The following is a 15,532-nucleotide window of genomic DNA, read 5'->3' as shown; positions in this document are numbered from 1 at the left end:
AACGCCGCGCCGACATCCACCTCGGCTTCCTCCAGCTCGCCTGCGCGCTGATCTGTCACCGCGAACTCATGAAGCCATTCTGAAACCATCTCTAAGCCACGTCCTGACCGCGGACCATCCGGACGTAGACGGTGTCGATCGACGGCGAGGACTAGCGGACCCGCAGGACGCGGGGGACGAGCTGGTCTCCGGTGTGGCGGTGCTCGCGGGTCAGCCCCGTGTCGGACATGAGCTGGGCCCAGCGTCGGCCGCGGTAGACCGTCCAACGCCGCCAGGTCGAGCGCAGGCGTGGGGCGGCGAACCGGTCGAAGGTCGCCGGGTGGACGCGCCACCAGACGAGCACGGCGCCGACCGCGGCAGCGACGGTGAGCCCGGCGCCGAGCGGGCCGAGTGCCCGCCACGACATGGGCGCGGGGTGCTCGGTGAAGACGAGGAGCTGGGCCCAGGCGGTGATCTGCCCGGTGAATCCGTAGTCGGCGACCAACCGCTCATGGATGACCGTCGCCCGCAGCCGCGGGTCGTCGGCGAGCCAGGCGTCGATCACGTCGGTGAACGGGTCCACCAGCCTGGGCGCCGTCCCGGCCCGCGAGCTCGCCCGCGGCGGCGCCGTCGGGGCGCCCGGCGACAGGTACTTCTTCGCCGTTCTCCAGTCACAGCCCGCTTGAGCTGCGATGTCCTTCCACGACGCCCCTGCCGCGCGCAGCGGGGCGTACCTCCTGATGTCCATCCATGCCTCCACAGGCAGGATCACGGGTGACCCCCTCCGGGCTCGTCTGCTTGGCCGCTGACAAGCCCGGAGGGTGGTCCCTCCCTGAGCCGATCTTGAATCCGACGCGCCGGACCAACAACAGATCAGCTCGTACCTACAGCGACATCAGAACCGTACGCGGACACGCGGGTGAACTCGGCCCTGCGGCTGATCGAAACCCTCGACTTCGAGATCGAGGTGTTCACCCGGCTCGCGGCCGGGCGGCCGCGCGAGGACGCCGGCTACCGGGCGATCCAGGCCATCCCCGGGATCGGGGCGGTACTGGCCGCGGTGTTCGTCGCCGAGATCGGCGACATCGGCCGCTTTCCCGGGCCGGCGCAGCTGGCGTCCTGGGCCGGGCTGACCCCGACCCACCGCGAGTCCGACACCAGCGTCCACCGGGGCCGGATCACCAAACAGGGGTCCCGGTTGGTGCGCTGGGCCGCGGTCGAGGCCGTGCAACGCCTGCCCGCGCACACCCGCCTGGGCGGGATCCGGGACCGGATCGGCGCCCGCCGCGGCCGCAACATCGGCGTGGTCGCCGCCGCCCGCGAGCTGACCGAACTCGTGTGCTATGGCCTACGGGATCACCACATCCGCTGCCTCCCACCACCGGACCGCGCGCCGGACACCGCCCCGATGCCGGCGTGAGCAGGCGCCCGAAGACGTGGTGGGTGCAGGTCGTGCAAGTCATGACCCCCGGAACATGCCCAGATCGACCGTGGCATGCCCGGCGTGGTCGACCCCACTGATTGACCTCGCCCACCACCAGGACGTGTCGCAGCACTCCATGCCCGAACTCCTCGGGCGAAGGGATGACCGACAGCCCCTCAACCAGGGGGCCTGTCCACAGCCGGGCCACCGGTGATGGAGCAGCCACCGAACCCTGTGAACCAATCCCCAGGACGTGGTGTCCCGAGAGCGATCTCCACCGTGAACAGCGTGCGCCGCACGACGTCGCCGTCAAGGACCTCCGGCCGCTACGCGGTCGACCCTGCGGGCCGATCCCTGACCGCGACGCCGCGACCCAGCGCGCCCAGAACCACGCGGAGCACAGAACGAAAGAAGATCAACCACACAGTCGAGGCTTGACCGGCCCCGCTCCTTCAGGGATGACCTGCCCGTCCAGCAGGTTGGCAAGGGCCCACTCCCAGAATTCGCCACGGAGCGAGCAGGCTCGGACGCAGAGGCCGCCGCGTCAGAATACGGCGATCAGCCCGAATACCCCGACGGCGATGATGGCGAGGCTGGAGATCATCAGGTAGGCCGCGCCCGTCTTCTCGGCACGGATGCGTGGATCGGTCTGCGTGTAGGTCAGGTAGACGGTCGCGACCGCGACCGCGATCAGATAGAAGGCATTGGCGATACCGCCGAAGATGACCAGAGCCAGTGGCGAATTGGTCAGCACTCCGACGACGCCGAAGAGGATCGGCTGCGCAATGATCAGGGCACGAACCCAGCGCCTGCGAACGCCGGTCAGTGCCCAGTCGAAGACACCGAACACGGCGATGCACGCGGTGATCATGCGGCTGAACGACGGGATGTTGGAGAGGATCGTCTTGTACAGGGTGACGACCGCGAGGACCATGAACGCGACGCCGGCCCAGCTGCCGAGAGAGTCGGTGAAGATGCGCGAGAGCGTGGTCAGTACGTCGTTGCCCTTCGGGACGAGGCCCTGAGGGTGCAGGACGGCTGCGCCGAGCATGTAGAAGGCCGCCGTAGCGGCGGTGTAGACGCCCCAGGAGACCCAGGCGTCCTTCTTCATCACCGCGATCCAGCCACTGGCCCGCCGGGCCCACTCCTCAGAGCCGTCGTTGGGGCCGGTCCACGCGGCATAGCCCTTCTCCAGGCACCAGAAGCTGTAACCGGTGATCTCGAGCGCACCGGTGCCGGTGATACCGAACATCGATATCGCCACGCCCACGGCGCCCATGGCGATCTGGAACTGCAGCCCGCCGCCGATGTCGGCGGCCGACCACGCGAACGGCGTCCACTGCACGACGACGACCAGAGAGACGACAGACACCACCACGAGCACGACGAGGGCGGTCGAGACCTTCTCGACGATCTCGTAGCGGTTGGCGACGTGGATGCCGATCGCGCCGACGACGAGAATCGCCACCCAGAACACGACGGACACCATGGAACCGGGTTCGCCGTTCACCGGCAGGATGAGCGCGAGTGCGAGCCCGCTCGCCGTGATGAGTCCGGACTGCGTCAGCAGTTGGGGCACGAACTGGATGGCGGTCAGATAGCTGACCCAGCTGTGTCGGCCGATCTTGGGCGGTACCTCGTCGTAGCCGAAGATCGATGCCTTACCGGTGGAGATCGACCAGCGCGCGAGCTCGATCTGTACCGCGACCTTGACGAAGGTTGAGACGAACACCAGCCACAGCAGAACGAAGCCGACCTGTGCGCCGAGTGTCGTGGTGGTGATGAGCTCGCCACTGCCGACGATGGCGGCGCTGGTGATCATGCCCGGGCCGAGGAAGCGTAGACTCGCTTTCCAGCCCCGCGGCGGCTCCTGGATATTCGCAGGATTGAGCCGATAGGGGTCGTCGATAATCCCTTCAGGGGCCGGGTCGGCGGGACGTGTCGTATCGGACATGGATGGCTCCTTTACCTTCTGTCCGTAGTCGTACACTCGATCAGCAACGCCGACGAAAGATCGAACATTACGGTCAACAGCAACGTCGACGACGCGCGCGACCCGAAAGGCCGAGCGACGGGTAAGGCAGAATTGCTGCTCGCACAATCCGAGATTAGCAGTTTCTGAATCTGCGGGGGTCGTGACTGGTGCCGTTCATATGGGTCCGGACCTGCGGCCGAATCTCGGACCCGACTCCTGCCGGAACAGCGTTCAGAATGATTCAGATCATCGGCATCGATCCCGACATCGGCTTCCAGATGGGTCTGTGCGTAGCCGATGTTGGAACGGTTCAGCTGGATGCAGACCAGCATCACCACCAACAGAGGGACCCCCCTGCGAATCCCTTTGTAGACCGCACTGTCGAGGATCTCGCGGGGAGTCCCGAGTTGTGCGTTCGAGGACATCTGCGGCCTCCCGTGACGGGCACCGTCGGCGGTGCGTCGCGTCGGCTCACATTCGGCCGGCGGCGGCCCGAGCCGCTCGGCAGACGCTAAGGCGAGCAACCATGCACAGCAAACACCTTCTAGGTATCAGCCAATACTGTGAGAGTATGACTGGGAGCGCGCTGCTCGGACGGGTGGACGATTTCGGCTCACGACGTTCGGCGAGCAGACCCAGCACCGACCGGATTGCCAGGGCGAGGAGCAAAGTCGTTTCTGCTGGTCACGTGCGGGTTCCGGGGTGTTGCGGCAGGCCGAGGACGGTGAGTAGCAGGGGTGGGTTGTTGCGGATCTTCCGTATGGTGGCGGCGATGCGGGTGTAGCCTGCTTGTCGGATCAGCCCGTCGTCAGGTTACGGAGAGTGGCCATGATCCGGAACTTGTGGGCTTTCCGGACGGGGGAGGCGTCCTCACGGAACGTGACATCACGGACCCAGTGGATCTTGTTTTCGATGGACCAGTGCCCGCGGATGTAGCCGGCCAGGTGCTCGGGCGCGGCCTCGCGCTCGGACAGGCTGGTCACCCCGAGCACGGCCACCGCGGTGCGGATGGTCACCTTCTTGTAGCGGCGGGAGCCTTTCCGGCGTTTGCGGACGGTGCGGGTGCTGTACCGCTCGATCAGGAACACCTGTTTCGCGCCGGGGAACCCGAGGTCGTCGGGGGCGTCGCGGACTCGGATGGTGCGCCGGTCGTGTCGGCCGTGGCCGATGTCGAGGGTTTCGTGGGTGATCGGGGTGTTCGCCCAGTCCAGGGCGTCGATGGTGGCGTAGACCTTGGGGGTGTTCTGCTTCACGGTCATCACGTAGTGCGCGCCGAGTTCTTCGGTGAGTAGTCGGGCGTGCGTTCTCACGGTGTGCGCGGCGTCCACGGTGACCACGCAGCCGCCGAGCCCGCCGACCCTGTGGTCCAGCCCGCGTAGCAGCGGCGCGAACTCGGGCACCTCGTTCGTCTTGGCGCCGATCAGCCGTTCGGTCAGCACCACCGACCTCTCGTGGGTGGCCAGGTTGGTGTGGGTGGCTGCGGCCAGCAGGTAGGGCACCTGCCCGTCGGGGTCGACCGCGCCGCGTACGGCTTTGCCGTCGACCGCGATCGCCGGTAGCCACCCCGGCCCGTCGATCGGTGCGCCGACCGGGCCGATCCCGGCCCGCCGCGCCAGCCAGACCCCCACCTGATCGGCCACCTGCTGGGCCTGTAGCAGCGCGAACAGCCGCTGCACGGTGTCCTCGTGCGGCGGGATGAAGCCACCCGCGGTGTCGCGGCGGCACTCGAACGCGGCCAACACGAGCGGGTCGGCGGCGGTGATCCACGCGGTGATGTCGTCCAACAGCTGTTGCCCCGAAACCACCGCGGCGGTGGCCAGCCCCAGGATCGAGGGAAGCGAATGGCGGATTCCGCGCCGGTCACGCGGATCGGTGATCGCCGCGAAACACTCCAACAACCCGCCCGCCGACCCGTCCACGCCGGCCCCGCCCAACATCGTGCCCAGCGCCCCGACCTGCCCGACCAGTGCCGACAACGCCGCATCCGGCCCAGCCGCCAGCTCGGCGGCAGCACCCGCCGGCACGAGGGACCCAACAGGAATGACACACTGCACACGCAACGGAGCCACCGACCAGACGAAGATCTTCAGAACGTCCTCGTCCTACCGGGGCTCCGTTGCCCATCTCCCCGGGAACACACCGACCGCGACCACATCGTGATCACTACCGACAGTGTCGAACCGGGCGGACCAGACCCTGGCCGCCAACCCAGACCCGGCGCCACCCAAGAGCCCAGCGACTACTGAAAGTCACCAACCGGGACCGAGCGGTCGGCCCCAACGCAGCCTGCTCGCCCACACCCCCGGACCGGCCGCGATACCGTCAAACAGCTGCTGACCAGCAAGAACGACTTTGCGCGTCACCCTGCCGGATTGCAGGGTTCTTCGATGCTCGCGGTCACACGAGGAAGGCGGTCCCCCACGGCGGTCAGCTCGACCGACCGCGAAATCGCGCTCGACCAGCTGCGCACCGATGGCCCCTTTCCAGCTTCTGGCCCTGGCGGCTCAGCGGCGGCTGAGTCATCCGCAGCCGCTCAGCGGGGCGACCGAAGTGCAGCTCCTCGGCGAACGGCGACGCCAACGTGTCGTGGTGACCATCTCGGCGCGCCCTGGTCGCAGATCGACGTCATCCGAGCCCAGCCGTCTGATCCGGCCGGTGATGGGGCGGCGGAGGCCGTCACCGTGCCGGCGCCGCCGGCGGCCTGCAACTCCGTGTGGGACGGCAGATCCGGCTGGGCGCGCCGGACCCGGATCGCCCGTCCGCCACCGCCTCGCGCAGCGTGTAGTGCACCGCGTCGGTCACGCGCTCGGTCGTACGGACCGGGTCGAGCTTGCCCACTGCTGCGGCTTCTTCCCACCGGGCGACAGGCTCATCTTCCGGGGCACCGGCTCGAACAGCGGCACCGGCATCCCGCGACAGCCAGGGCGGACCGCGAAAATCCCGCCGGCGTGCGGTTGGGCCTGCGGCCCCTGCGCAGTGGTGACGTAGAGGGTTCCGCCATCGTCGCCGAACGCACAGCTGGTCACCTTGGTGACCGGCAGCGGTAAGACCGTGTCCAGGCGCCCGTCGGGAGTGTAGCGGTGCACCGCGGAGCCGCCGGAGAGCGCCACCCACAGACATCCCGTATCGTCCATGGCTAGGCCGTCCGGCCTGCCGGCCTGGCCGACGTCGACGACTACGCGTCGATTGAGCAGCCGCCCGGCTCCGACGCCGTCAGGATCCACGTCGAACAGATCGACCCGTAGCGTAGGGGTGTCGGTGTAGTAGAGCCGGGTCCCGTCCGGGGTGAACGCCAGCCCGTTGGAGACGGTGACGAGGTCAAGTACGGTCTCGGTGGCGCCGTCGGAGGCCACCCGGTACAGGCGCCCGGCGCCCGGCACCGGCGGATCGGCCATGCTGCCTACCCACAGCGCGCCGTCCGGCCCGACGGTGCCGTCGTTGAGCCGCACGCCCGGCACCTCCAGATCGGCCAGCATCCCCACCGCGCCGTCGGCGTCGCGCACTGCTATTCCGGTGCGCAGCGCCAGCGCCAGTTCAGTGGCGCCGCTGGGAAGCACCGCGCTCACCGCGGTCCCGACGTTGATGTGCTCGTCGGTCTCGGTGACCGGGTCGTAGCGGTGCACCAGCCCGGCGCACACGTCGACCCACAGCAGGTGTCCGGTCCGGGGGTCCCAAGCGGGCCCCTCGCCGAGTTCGGCGTGGGCGTCGAGCACCAGCTCGGCGGCGAGTGTGCGGGTCACGAGAGCGCCGCGAGGTCGGCGGCGCATGAGTCGGTCGGCGACGGCCAGTCCCCGGCCGCCGCGGCGTCCCGGTCGATCAGGCCCAGCCCGGCCGCGACCCCGTCACAACCGAGGCCCGGGCACTGCGCCGCCAGCTCCGCGGTCAACCTGCCGCAGACCAGCAACGGGATATCGGACAGCGGACCGCCGATCGTGGCCAACGGCGCACGCTCCGCAGGCTGCACCAGGAACACCTTCGCCAGGTCCGCGCCCGCGGTCCAGGCTGAGTAGATCTCCGTCGGGGCGCATCCGCCAGGAACCGACAGCTGCCCACGTTCAGAGGTGTCGGCGACGATCGCGGGATTCTGGTGCGGGGACCGCAGGCACTGCACGCTCTCCTGCCCGGTTCGCTCGGCATCGGCCATGCGTGGACAGTACCCGCCCACCCGCAGCGCGGGATCGAGCCTCGCGGGATCTCCAGCAGCGCCGGCTGGCCGGCCGGCTGCCCCCACGGGCGGGCCCGGCCGCGACGAGCTGGGATGCCAGGAACGCCTCCCGTCCATGCCGGCCGCCTCCCAGCCGAGCCGCTGCGAACGAGCCTGCCGACCGCGTCCGCGGCGGTTCCACCTCGCAGAGCTAGGCTGCCCACCACAGTGGCGTCCACCAAGGTGGTGTGCGACCCGGTCCCGGTCAGGGCCGTGGCGTCGAGGTGTGGGGCGGCCACCGCGTGATCTTCTGGAGACCTTCCACAGTGCTTCAGGAGTTCCACGCGATGACCGCACCCTCCAGTATCGACCCCTCCGAGTTCCTGCACGAGCAGCTGTCCCAGGCGAGTCCCGATCTGCTGCGCCAGATGCTCACCACGTTCATCAACACACTCATGTCCGCCGATGCCGACGCAGTGTGCGGGGCAGCGTGGGGCGAGCGCAGCGAGGCCCGCACGAACATCCGCAACGGCTACCGACACCGTGACTTCGACACCCGCGCGGGCACCATCGACGTAGCGATCCCGAAGCTGCGCAACGGTTCCTACTTCCCCGACTGGTTGCTGGAACGTCGCCGCCGGGCGGAGCGGGCGCTGACCACGGTGGTCGCGACCTGCTATCTGCTCGGGGTGTCGACGCGGCGGATGGAGAAGCTCGTCGAGTCCCTCGGGATCACCAGACTGTCGAAGTCGCAAGTCTCGGAGATGGCCCGAGACCTCGACGGCCAGGTCGAGCAATTCCGGACCCGCCCGCTCGACCAGGGCCCCTACACCTTCATCGCCGCCGACGCCCTGGTCTTGAAGATGCGTGAGGGCGGGCGGGTGGTCAACGTGCACGCCCTGCTGGCCACCGGCGTCAACGCCGACGGACACCGGGAGATCCTCGGCCTGCAGGTCACCTCCGCCGAGGACGGAGCCGGCTGGCTCGGGTTCTTTCGCGACCTGACCGCCCGCGGCCTGTCCGGGGTCCGGCTGGTCACCAGCGACGCTCATGCCGGGCTCGTCCACGCGATCAGCGCCACCCTGCCCGGCGCAGCCTGGCAGCGCTGCAGGACGCACTGCAATTGTAAGGAAACAAGTTGGCGCTTTCTGTTCGGATGTCGGAGGATGCGGTATGCCCGTCGACGCCGAGGTCCGCGGTCAGCTTGCTCGCAGGTTCGCGGTGCTGCTGCCGTATCTGAACGAGCGTCAGCAGCGGTTGGCGTTGGCAACGGAGGCCCGGTTGCTCGGGCACGGAGGAGTCCGAGCCGTTGCCGAGGCGAGCGGAGTCAGCGCGACGACGGTGCGCCGGGGTGTCACCGAGCTGGAATCGGGTGAAGCTCCGTTGCCGGTCGGGCGAGCACGTCGCGCCGGAGGGGGACGCAAGTGTGCCGACGAACAGGATCCCGAGTTGGCGGCGGCCCTTTTGCGATTGGTCGAGCCCGATGAACGCGGGGATCCGATGTCGCCGTTGCGGTGGACAACCAAGTCGTTGCGCCACCTCGCCGACGAGTTGGAGAGGCAAGGACGTCCGGTCTCGGCGCCCACCGTCGGGCGGCTGTTGCGGGACAACGGATTCAGCCTGCAGGGGACGGCCAAGACGTTGGAAGATGTCCAGCATCCTGATCGGGATTCCCAGTTCGCCTATATCAATGAGCAGGTCAAGGCCCATCAGGCTGTCGGCGAACCGGTGATCAGTGTTGATGCGAAGAAGAAGGAACAGCTTGGGCAACTCCCAGCGGCCGGGCGGGAATGGCGCCCGAAGGGCGACCCGGTCCAGGTCGAAGACCACAGCTTTTCACCGCGGGACCGGACCTGCCACTGGCTGTCCCGTACGGGGTCTATGACCTCACCGCCGATGCCGGCTGGGTGAACGTCGGCGTCGATCACGACACCTCCGCGTTCGCGGTGGCCTCGATTCGGCGCTGGTGGCAGGCGCGCGGCACCACTGACTATCCCGGTGCGCGCCGGCTGCTGATCAACGCCGATGCGGGTGGGTCCAACAGCTACCGCTACCGGCTCTGGAAGGCCGAACTCGCAGTGCTGGCGGCCGAGACCGGTCTGGAGATCACTGTCTGCCATTTCCCGCCCGGCACCAGCAAATGGAACAAGATCGAGCACCGAGTGTTCTCCCAGATCACCATGAACTGGCGCGGCCGACCCTTGTCCAGCCACGAAGTCGTCGTCGCCACGATCGCCTCGACCCGCACGCGCACCGGGCTGCAGGTGCGCGCCGAGCTCGACACCGGCACCTATCCGCTCGGTATCGCTGTCACCCGCCAGCAGTTGGCGGAGCTACCGATCGCCGCACACACCCAGCACGGACAGTGGAACTACACCATCGCGCCCAGCGGTGGACCGGTCGCGCCCGTCGATGTGGCCGACCGCGCCCGCGCCCGAGTCGCCGCCCTGCACCTGCTGGCCGATCAACGGCTGACCGGGATGGACCGCGCCCAGCTGGCCCAGCTTGCCGCCCAGCTCGCCCCGGCCCAAGACGCCCAATCCGCGCAACGGCGTTTCGAACAACGTGGCGGGCCACGCCGGCGAGCCCGCGGCGCGGGGAGCAAGGGGCTGCTCTCCGACGCCGACCGTGTGTTGATCACGGTGATCTACCAGCGCCAGATCTGCTCGCAGAACGTGCTGTCGGACCTGCTCGGGGTCAACACGAACACCATCGGTCAAGTGATCGCCGAGACCCGCCAGCTATTCGCCGAACACCACCACTCGTTCCCGGCGACCACACTGCGGTTCCCCACCGCGAACGCCCTGACCGAGTTCGTCTCCAGCAGCCGACCCGTCCCGCAGCGCCCGCGCCGGCCGGATCGGCTCGCCGATCCGAGCCTGACCGGGATGACCCGAGCCGACCTGGACGCCATGACCGAGCGGGTCACACACCTGCAGCAGGCCCGCAACGAGCGACACCGCCACCGTCGCCGCGGAGGTGAACGCCTACCCGGCGCCCGCGGCGGCGTGTTCCAACAGAAGATCACCGACGCCGAACGTGTCCTCGCAACCGTGCTCTACCAGCGCAAACTGTGCACCCAGGACACCCTGGCTGAGCTGTTCGAGGTCAGCCGACGCACCATCGGCGACGTCGTCCGGGAGATCGGCCCGATCCTGGCCCAGCACGGCTTCACCCCCACCCCCGCACCCACCAGGTTCGCCACCGCAACCGAACTCCTGGCATCGATCCCACCGGTCAGGGTCGACACGACACGCGAACGTTGATTCTTTACAGATCCACAAGATCGCGAACGTGCTCGGTGCGCTGCCGAGGTCGGCCCATCCCGGGGCGAAGAAGGCCCTGGCCGAGATCTGGAACGCCGAGGACCGCCGCCGCGCCCTGGCCGCGGTGACCGCGTTCGAGGCCGCCTACGGGGCGAAGTTCCCCAAGGCCGTCGCGAAGATCACCGACGACGTCGAGGTACTGTTGGCAGTCTACGACTTCCCCGCCGAGCACTGGATCCACCTGCGCACCACGAACCCGATCGAGAGCACGTTCGCGACCGTCCGGCACCGCACGAAGATCACCCGCGGCCCCGGCTCTCGGGCAGCAGGGCTGGCGATGGCGTTCAAGCTCATCGAGGCAGCCCAGGACCGCTGGCGCTCCGTGAACGGCCCGCACCTGGTCGCGCTCGTCCGCGCCGGCGCGAGGTTCGAGGGCGGCAAGCTCGTGGAACGCCCCGACGACAACCACCTACCGGAAGCCGCCTAAAAGATCTTCGTCCACAGGTCTTGACGATTGCTCGACAGGGCTTGTCGAGGGCCATGTCCGCCGGGGTCGAGGAGGCACTTTCCACGTGCAGGCTACAACCACCCGTCCGAAGATCATCGTGACCGCCGACGGGGTCGGAGTCGTGTCCCACGCCGGGTCGCGTCTGCTGGCCGACGTCGCCGATCGGACCACGCTGACCGCCGAGTTGTCCCAGGCCCTCGACGCGTTGCGGCGGCCGGGGATACGGCATGATCCGGGCCGGGTGTTGGTGGACCTCGCGGTCGCCGTCGCCGACGGCGCGAGGACGGTTTCCGAGATCGACGTGCTGCGTGATCAGCGAGAGTTGTTCGGTCAGGTGGCGTCGGACTCGACGTGCTGGCGGCTGCTCGACCGCCTCGACGACACCGCGCTCGCCCAGCTGGCGGCGGCGCGGGCGAGGGCTCGGGAGGTGGTCTGGGACCAGCGCGCCGAACGCCACGGCCGGGCGTTCCCGCCCGCGCGAGTGGCCGGCCGAGACCTCGACGTGCTGATCATCGACCTCGACGCCTCGATCGTGATCTGCCACTCGGAGAAGGAACTCGCTGCGCCGACGTTCAAGCGGACCTTCGGCTACCACCCGCTGATGGCGTTCTGCGACAACACCTCTGAGTTCCTGGCAGGGGTGCTGCGCCGCGGCAACGCGGGCGCGAACACCGCCGCGGACCACATCAGCGTGCTCGACCAGGCCCTGGCCCAGATCCCCGACCCACACCGTCACGGCCGCACGGTCCTGGTCCGCGCGGACACCGCGGGCTGCACGTAAGCGTTCCTGACCCACCTCCGCGACCAGCGCGAGGAAGCCGTGAGCTGCGAGTTCTCGGTCGGCTGGGCGATCACCGACAGGTCGTTGTCGGCGAATCGGCCCGCGACGGCGGCGACTCCGAGGGCGCGGTCGACCTCGCCGGCCGGGTGGAGCTTGGCCAGCGTCACGGCCTCGGTCATCTTGCGCCGGAGTCCGCGGGCGCCGGAGCCGGCGGCCTCGACCAGCCAGGCCGCCGCCCCGGGCCCGAGCGCCAGGAACGCCTTCTCCTCGGCGGTGGCCGCGCGGGGCGGGCGCTGCCCGTCCGCGGCCGCAGCAGCGCTCGGGGGCGGGTAGTGCTCGGCGGCGATCACCGGGCTGCCCGGGCGTGAGCGCGGGTGGCGGGCGACCTCGGTCGGCCCGTTGTCGGGATCGACGGCGGTCACCACCAGCTCGTCGCCGGCCATGCGCGCCCAGACCCGGGTGTCGATCAGCTGGTGCGGCACCGAGTAGCGCACCCCTTCGACCGAGATCGTGGCGTTCCAGTTGACCCGCCGGGTCGTGCCGAACGCGACGGTGAACGCCCGTTCCGGCAGCCGGTGCAGCCGGGCCTGTTCCTCGGCGAGCATCTCCACCGGCGGGCGGCGGGTCTCGCGGTGGACCCGGGCGTTGACCTCGTCGCAGAACACCCGGCAGGCGGTCTCGAGCTGGCCGAAGGTCCGATACTCCGCCAGGAGGTTCGCCGCGGTTCGTGTACCACATCGGCGCGGACCCGGCCGTTCGAGCGAGCCACCAGCTCCTCGATCTTGTCCAGGTAGTCGTCGATCGGCCGGGCCCGGTGCTCGCGGGCCACCGGCGGCTGCCCGGACTCGCGCAACAGCACATAACGCCGCACCGTGTGGTGATCACACCCGGCCAACTCGGCGGCAGCGCGGTAACTGCCGGTGAGGTCGTATGCCTCCACGATCTCCACGATCTCCTCGTTCCGCTTTACCCACAGACCCGGGCCTGTCAGAAAGATCGTGTGTGGGCCGGTGATCCGGCAGGCTGAAGCGGCAGCTTCGGCCGGGAAGGATCATCGTTGACCGACAACGACACGACGGCGGAGACCGCTGGCGATGACCAGCACCCGACGCAGGCGGCGGGCTTGGACGTGCAACTGGCCCAGGAGTTGATCGAGAAAGCCCGGCGGTCGGGGGTCTCACTGGTCGGCCCGGACGGCCTGTTGGCCGGGGTGACCCGCACGGTCTTGCAGACCGCACTGGACACCGAGATGACTGAGCACGACAACGGTGTGGCTGCGCTTGTGTGCGTCGATCCCGAGAACCACCATAGGTCGGTCTCCCTGTCTTCCGAGGTCGGGGTGACAGGACCGGCCGGCGGGCATAGCTCAGTGGGGGCAGTGCCACGCTCCTATCAAGCCACGCCGGTCGGTCCAGCTGGCTCGTCCGGCCGCACAAGGGGACCAGGCCACGAACGGCACAAAGTGGTAGAGCGAGCCGGACGAACCAAGATCACTCTTACCCTGACCGAGGGGACGTCACCCGGTTGGACCGTCGGGAGCCGGCCTCGCCGCCCCGGCGGGGCCCGAACCCGCGCTGTGTCGCTGGGGGGATTCGGACAGGTTCTGCCGGCTGCGCAGGAGCGGAAGCTGCTGCTTTCGGCGGTCGTCGGTGTCGTGCGGGGCCGTCGGCGGGATGCTGACAGGCCCCTATCGGGAACACGCCCGTGCCGAGTGAATCAGATATGCGCGGCTCTGTGGGTCAGGGCCAGGTCCACGCCGCGGCACGCGCGAACGCGGCTCCGAGTTCCGTGGCGACGGTTCGCCTCGGTGCGCGCTCGATCGCCCCGATCCGGTGCAGCACCGTGCGGGTCCCGAGCGACGCGCCGATGGCCTCGGACGGGGTGACCGGACGACCGTCGATCTTCCAGCCCAGGGCGTCGAGCCCGCGCGCGACGTAGGCGTCGAGGTCCTCCCGGCCGGCGGCGATCCCGATCAGCAGCAGCAGTCCGGCGTCGCGTTCGTAGCCTTCGGTGCCCGATCCGATGGGCAGGCGGGCCGCGAGGTGTGACCAGAGCCCGATGGGGTCGGTGGCCAGTCTGCGCCCAGCGGGGGTGCGAACGAGCTTTCCTCGGTATCGGCGGATCAGCCGTAGCTGTTGTGCGGCTTCCCGGAACGCGAGGACGGGGATGGTCTGGGCTTCGCGGTTGAGGGTGCCGATCCACTCCCGGTCGATGCCCAGCTCGACGGCGACGGCCCGGACCTGTGCCGGTGGGAGGTAGCCGGAGTCGGTCAGCTCGATGCCGTCGGTCCCGACCTGGTCGAGCAGCCAGGTGAAGGAGTGCACGACGACCGCGGCGGTCGTCTCGTCGGGCTGCTCGGGTCGGGGGACGGCGTCGAGCGCGGCACGCAGCCAGGTCTGGCCCGCGGGGGCACCGATCGCGCGTACCCGGGCGGCGAGTGGTTCGGGCAGGTCGGTGTCGTCCGGGGCGCTGTGCGCCAGGATCGTGTTGATGTCGTCGATATCGAACGTCGTGGGGGCGTGGGCGGTGAGGTCGATGTCGGGTCCGTACAGGTCCTGGATCTCGGCGACGGCGTGGGTGTGCTGTGCGTGGGTGGGGTCTGTGGCCGCGCACCACATCTCGTAGCCGTCGACGCCGCCGCAGTCTTCCGGCGGTCCGGGGCGGCGCCCGGCCGTGCACACCGCGCGGGGTGCGTCGCCTGGGCGCGGCAGTACGGCTTCGAGTCGCACCGTGTGGGTCCAGTCGTCGCCGAAGTCGTAGCCGTAGGTGATGCGGTCGCCGACCTCGACCAGCAGCTCGTCGATGCGGACGTCGCCTTCGGGGATGCCGGGTTCGCCCTCCTCGATCTCGAAGGGCATGAGGTAGGACTCGTGGCGGTGGTCGTGGATGCTGGGGCCGGAGCTGAAGCGGTGCAGGTGGCTGTCGGTCCAGCCGAAGGCGGTCTGCAGGACGGTGTTCAGCTCGTCGAGTCGGATGTCCGATGCGAGCTCCAGGCGTCGCCACAGCGGAGGAGAGGTGTCGCGCAGGTCCACCCGGATCCGGTAGGTGACGACGTCGGCTCGGCGGGGCCGCCGAGCCGAGGGCGCGGGGACGGGGTCGAACGGGCTGTTGTCGATGAGTCCTCCGAGTATCCGTCGGGCCGCCGCGGCGGCCGTGGGGTCGTCGAGTGCGGCGAGTTGCTCTTGGAGCCGGCGCCTCAGCTCCTCGGGATTGACGGGTTCGTCCGGGGCGCGTTCCACGGTGACAGACTATGGGGCCGAGCGACCGGGCCCGCGCGCTGTCGGGCACGGTGGCGCTGCTGTCACCGACCGCGACGATGGCACGGCAGACCCGCGCCATGCTGGCCTCGCACTCTCCTCGGCTCCGGCAGGGCGCCGGGGTCGGAGCCAACATTGAACACCTGACCCGCGAGGGCAAGGTGTACTGCGCGGTGGTGCTCGACGTGTACTCACGCAG

Annotated in this window: 8 protein-coding genes and 5 pseudogenes; 6 read left to right on the top strand and 7 right to left on the bottom strand. The window is 69.3% G+C overall.

Annotated elements, in window-relative coordinates; genetic code table 11:
• Positions 1-151 precede the first annotated feature (151 nt).
• Positions 152-727 carry a hypothetical protein gene (locus ABZ881_RS29000; RefSeq protein ID WP_358488903.1) on the bottom strand — a complete coding sequence of 192 codons (576 nt, stop codon included), beginning with the start codon at positions 725-727 and terminating at the stop codon, positions 152-154.
• A gap of 171 nt (positions 728-898) precedes the next feature.
• Here ABZ881_RS29000 and ABZ881_RS28995 point away from each other — a divergent pair, with 171 nt between their 5' ends.
• On the top strand, positions 899-1,399 hold the full coding sequence (locus ABZ881_RS28995) for a transposase (RefSeq protein WP_358488900.1): 501 nt from the start codon (positions 899-901) through the stop codon (positions 1,397-1,399).
• A 547-nt stretch (positions 1,400-1,946) separates the two neighbouring features.
• On the opposite strand, the gene ABZ881_RS28990 is transcribed toward ABZ881_RS28995, so the two are convergent.
• The 4 genes from ABZ881_RS28990 to ABZ881_RS28975 form a co-directional block, all read right to left on the bottom strand.
• Complete coding sequence (locus tag ABZ881_RS28990; protein WP_358488898.1) at positions 1,947-3,356, bottom strand: Nramp family divalent metal transporter; 1,410 nt, start codon at positions 3,354-3,356, stop codon at positions 1,947-1,949.
• A gap of 818 nt (positions 3,357-4,174) precedes the next feature.
• A complete protein-coding gene (locus ABZ881_RS28985) occupies positions 4,175-5,353 on the bottom strand; it encodes an ISAs1 family transposase (protein ID WP_358488896.1) in 1,179 nt (392 codons plus the stop codon).
• An 822-nt stretch (positions 5,354-6,175) separates the two neighbouring features.
• A complete protein-coding gene (locus ABZ881_RS28980) occupies positions 6,176-7,117 on the bottom strand; it encodes an SMP-30/gluconolactonase/LRE family protein (RefSeq protein WP_358488894.1) in 942 nt (313 codons plus the stop codon).
• A complete protein-coding gene (locus tag ABZ881_RS28975; protein WP_358488891.1) occupies positions 7,114-7,521 on the bottom strand; it encodes a hypothetical protein in 408 nt (135 codons plus the stop codon). The genes ABZ881_RS28980 and ABZ881_RS28975 overlap by 4 nt, the downstream gene beginning before the upstream one ends.
• A gap of 347 nt (positions 7,522-7,868) precedes the next feature.
• Between ABZ881_RS28975 and ABZ881_RS28970 the strand changes: the two are divergent.
• From ABZ881_RS28970 to ABZ881_RS28955, 4 genes and pseudogenes are all read left to right on the top strand, one after another.
• Positions 7,869-8,639 (top strand): annotated as a pseudogene (locus tag ABZ881_RS28970) (IS256 family transposase); the annotation flags it as partial.
• Positions 8,640-8,694: 55 nt separating this feature from the next.
• Positions 8,695-10,301 (top strand): annotated as a pseudogene (locus ABZ881_RS28965) (ISAzo13 family transposase); the annotation flags it as partial.
• 477 nt (positions 10,302-10,778) lie between these two features.
• Positions 10,779-11,274: pseudogene (locus ABZ881_RS28960) on the top strand (transposase); the annotation flags it as partial.
• A gap of 85 nt (positions 11,275-11,359) precedes the next feature.
• Positions 11,360-12,076: a transposase gene (locus ABZ881_RS28955; protein WP_358488889.1), complete on the top strand. Its 717-nt coding sequence runs from the start codon at positions 11,360-11,362 to the stop codon at positions 12,074-12,076.
• A 77-nt stretch (positions 12,077-12,153) separates the two neighbouring features.
• Here ABZ881_RS28955 and ABZ881_RS28950 read toward each other — a convergent pair.
• A pseudogene (locus ABZ881_RS28950) lies at positions 12,154-13,052 on the bottom strand (IS21 family transposase); the annotation flags it as partial.
• A 147-nt stretch (positions 13,053-13,199) separates the two neighbouring features.
• Here ABZ881_RS28950 and ABZ881_RS28945 point away from each other — a divergent pair.
• Positions 13,200-13,337: pseudogene (locus tag ABZ881_RS28945) on the top strand (IS256 family transposase); the annotation flags it as partial.
• Positions 13,338-13,815: 478 nt separating this feature from the next.
• On the opposite strand, the gene ABZ881_RS28940 reads toward ABZ881_RS28945, so the two are convergent.
• Positions 13,816-15,315 carry a plasmid pRiA4b ORF-3 family protein gene (locus ABZ881_RS28940; RefSeq protein ID WP_358488887.1) on the bottom strand — a complete coding sequence of 500 codons (1,500 nt, stop codon included), beginning with the start codon at positions 15,313-15,315 and terminating at the stop codon, positions 13,816-13,818.
• Between the last annotated feature and the right edge of the window lie 217 nt (positions 15,316-15,532).

The sequence above is a fragment of the Pseudonocardia sp. NPDC046786 genome (assembly GCF_040645415.1).
Lineage (GTDB): Bacteria > Actinomycetota > Actinomycetes > Mycobacteriales > Pseudonocardiaceae > Pseudonocardia > Pseudonocardia kongjuensis.
This window is presented reverse-complemented; position numbering and strand designations above follow the sequence as displayed.

Bases quoted from the DNA above. Each gene is read 5' to 3' on its own strand.
- ABZ881_RS29000 (WP_358488903.1), bottom strand. From the start codon at position 727: ATGGACATCAGGAGGTACGCCCCGCTGCGCGCGGCAGGGGCGTCGTGG.
- ABZ881_RS28990 (WP_358488898.1), bottom strand. From the start codon at position 3,356: ATGTCCGATACGACACGTCCCGCCGACCCGGCCCCTGAAGGGATTATC.
- ABZ881_RS28975 (WP_358488891.1), bottom strand. From the start codon at position 7,521: ATGGCCGATGCCGAGCGAACCGGGCAGGAGAGCGTGCAGTGCCTGCGG.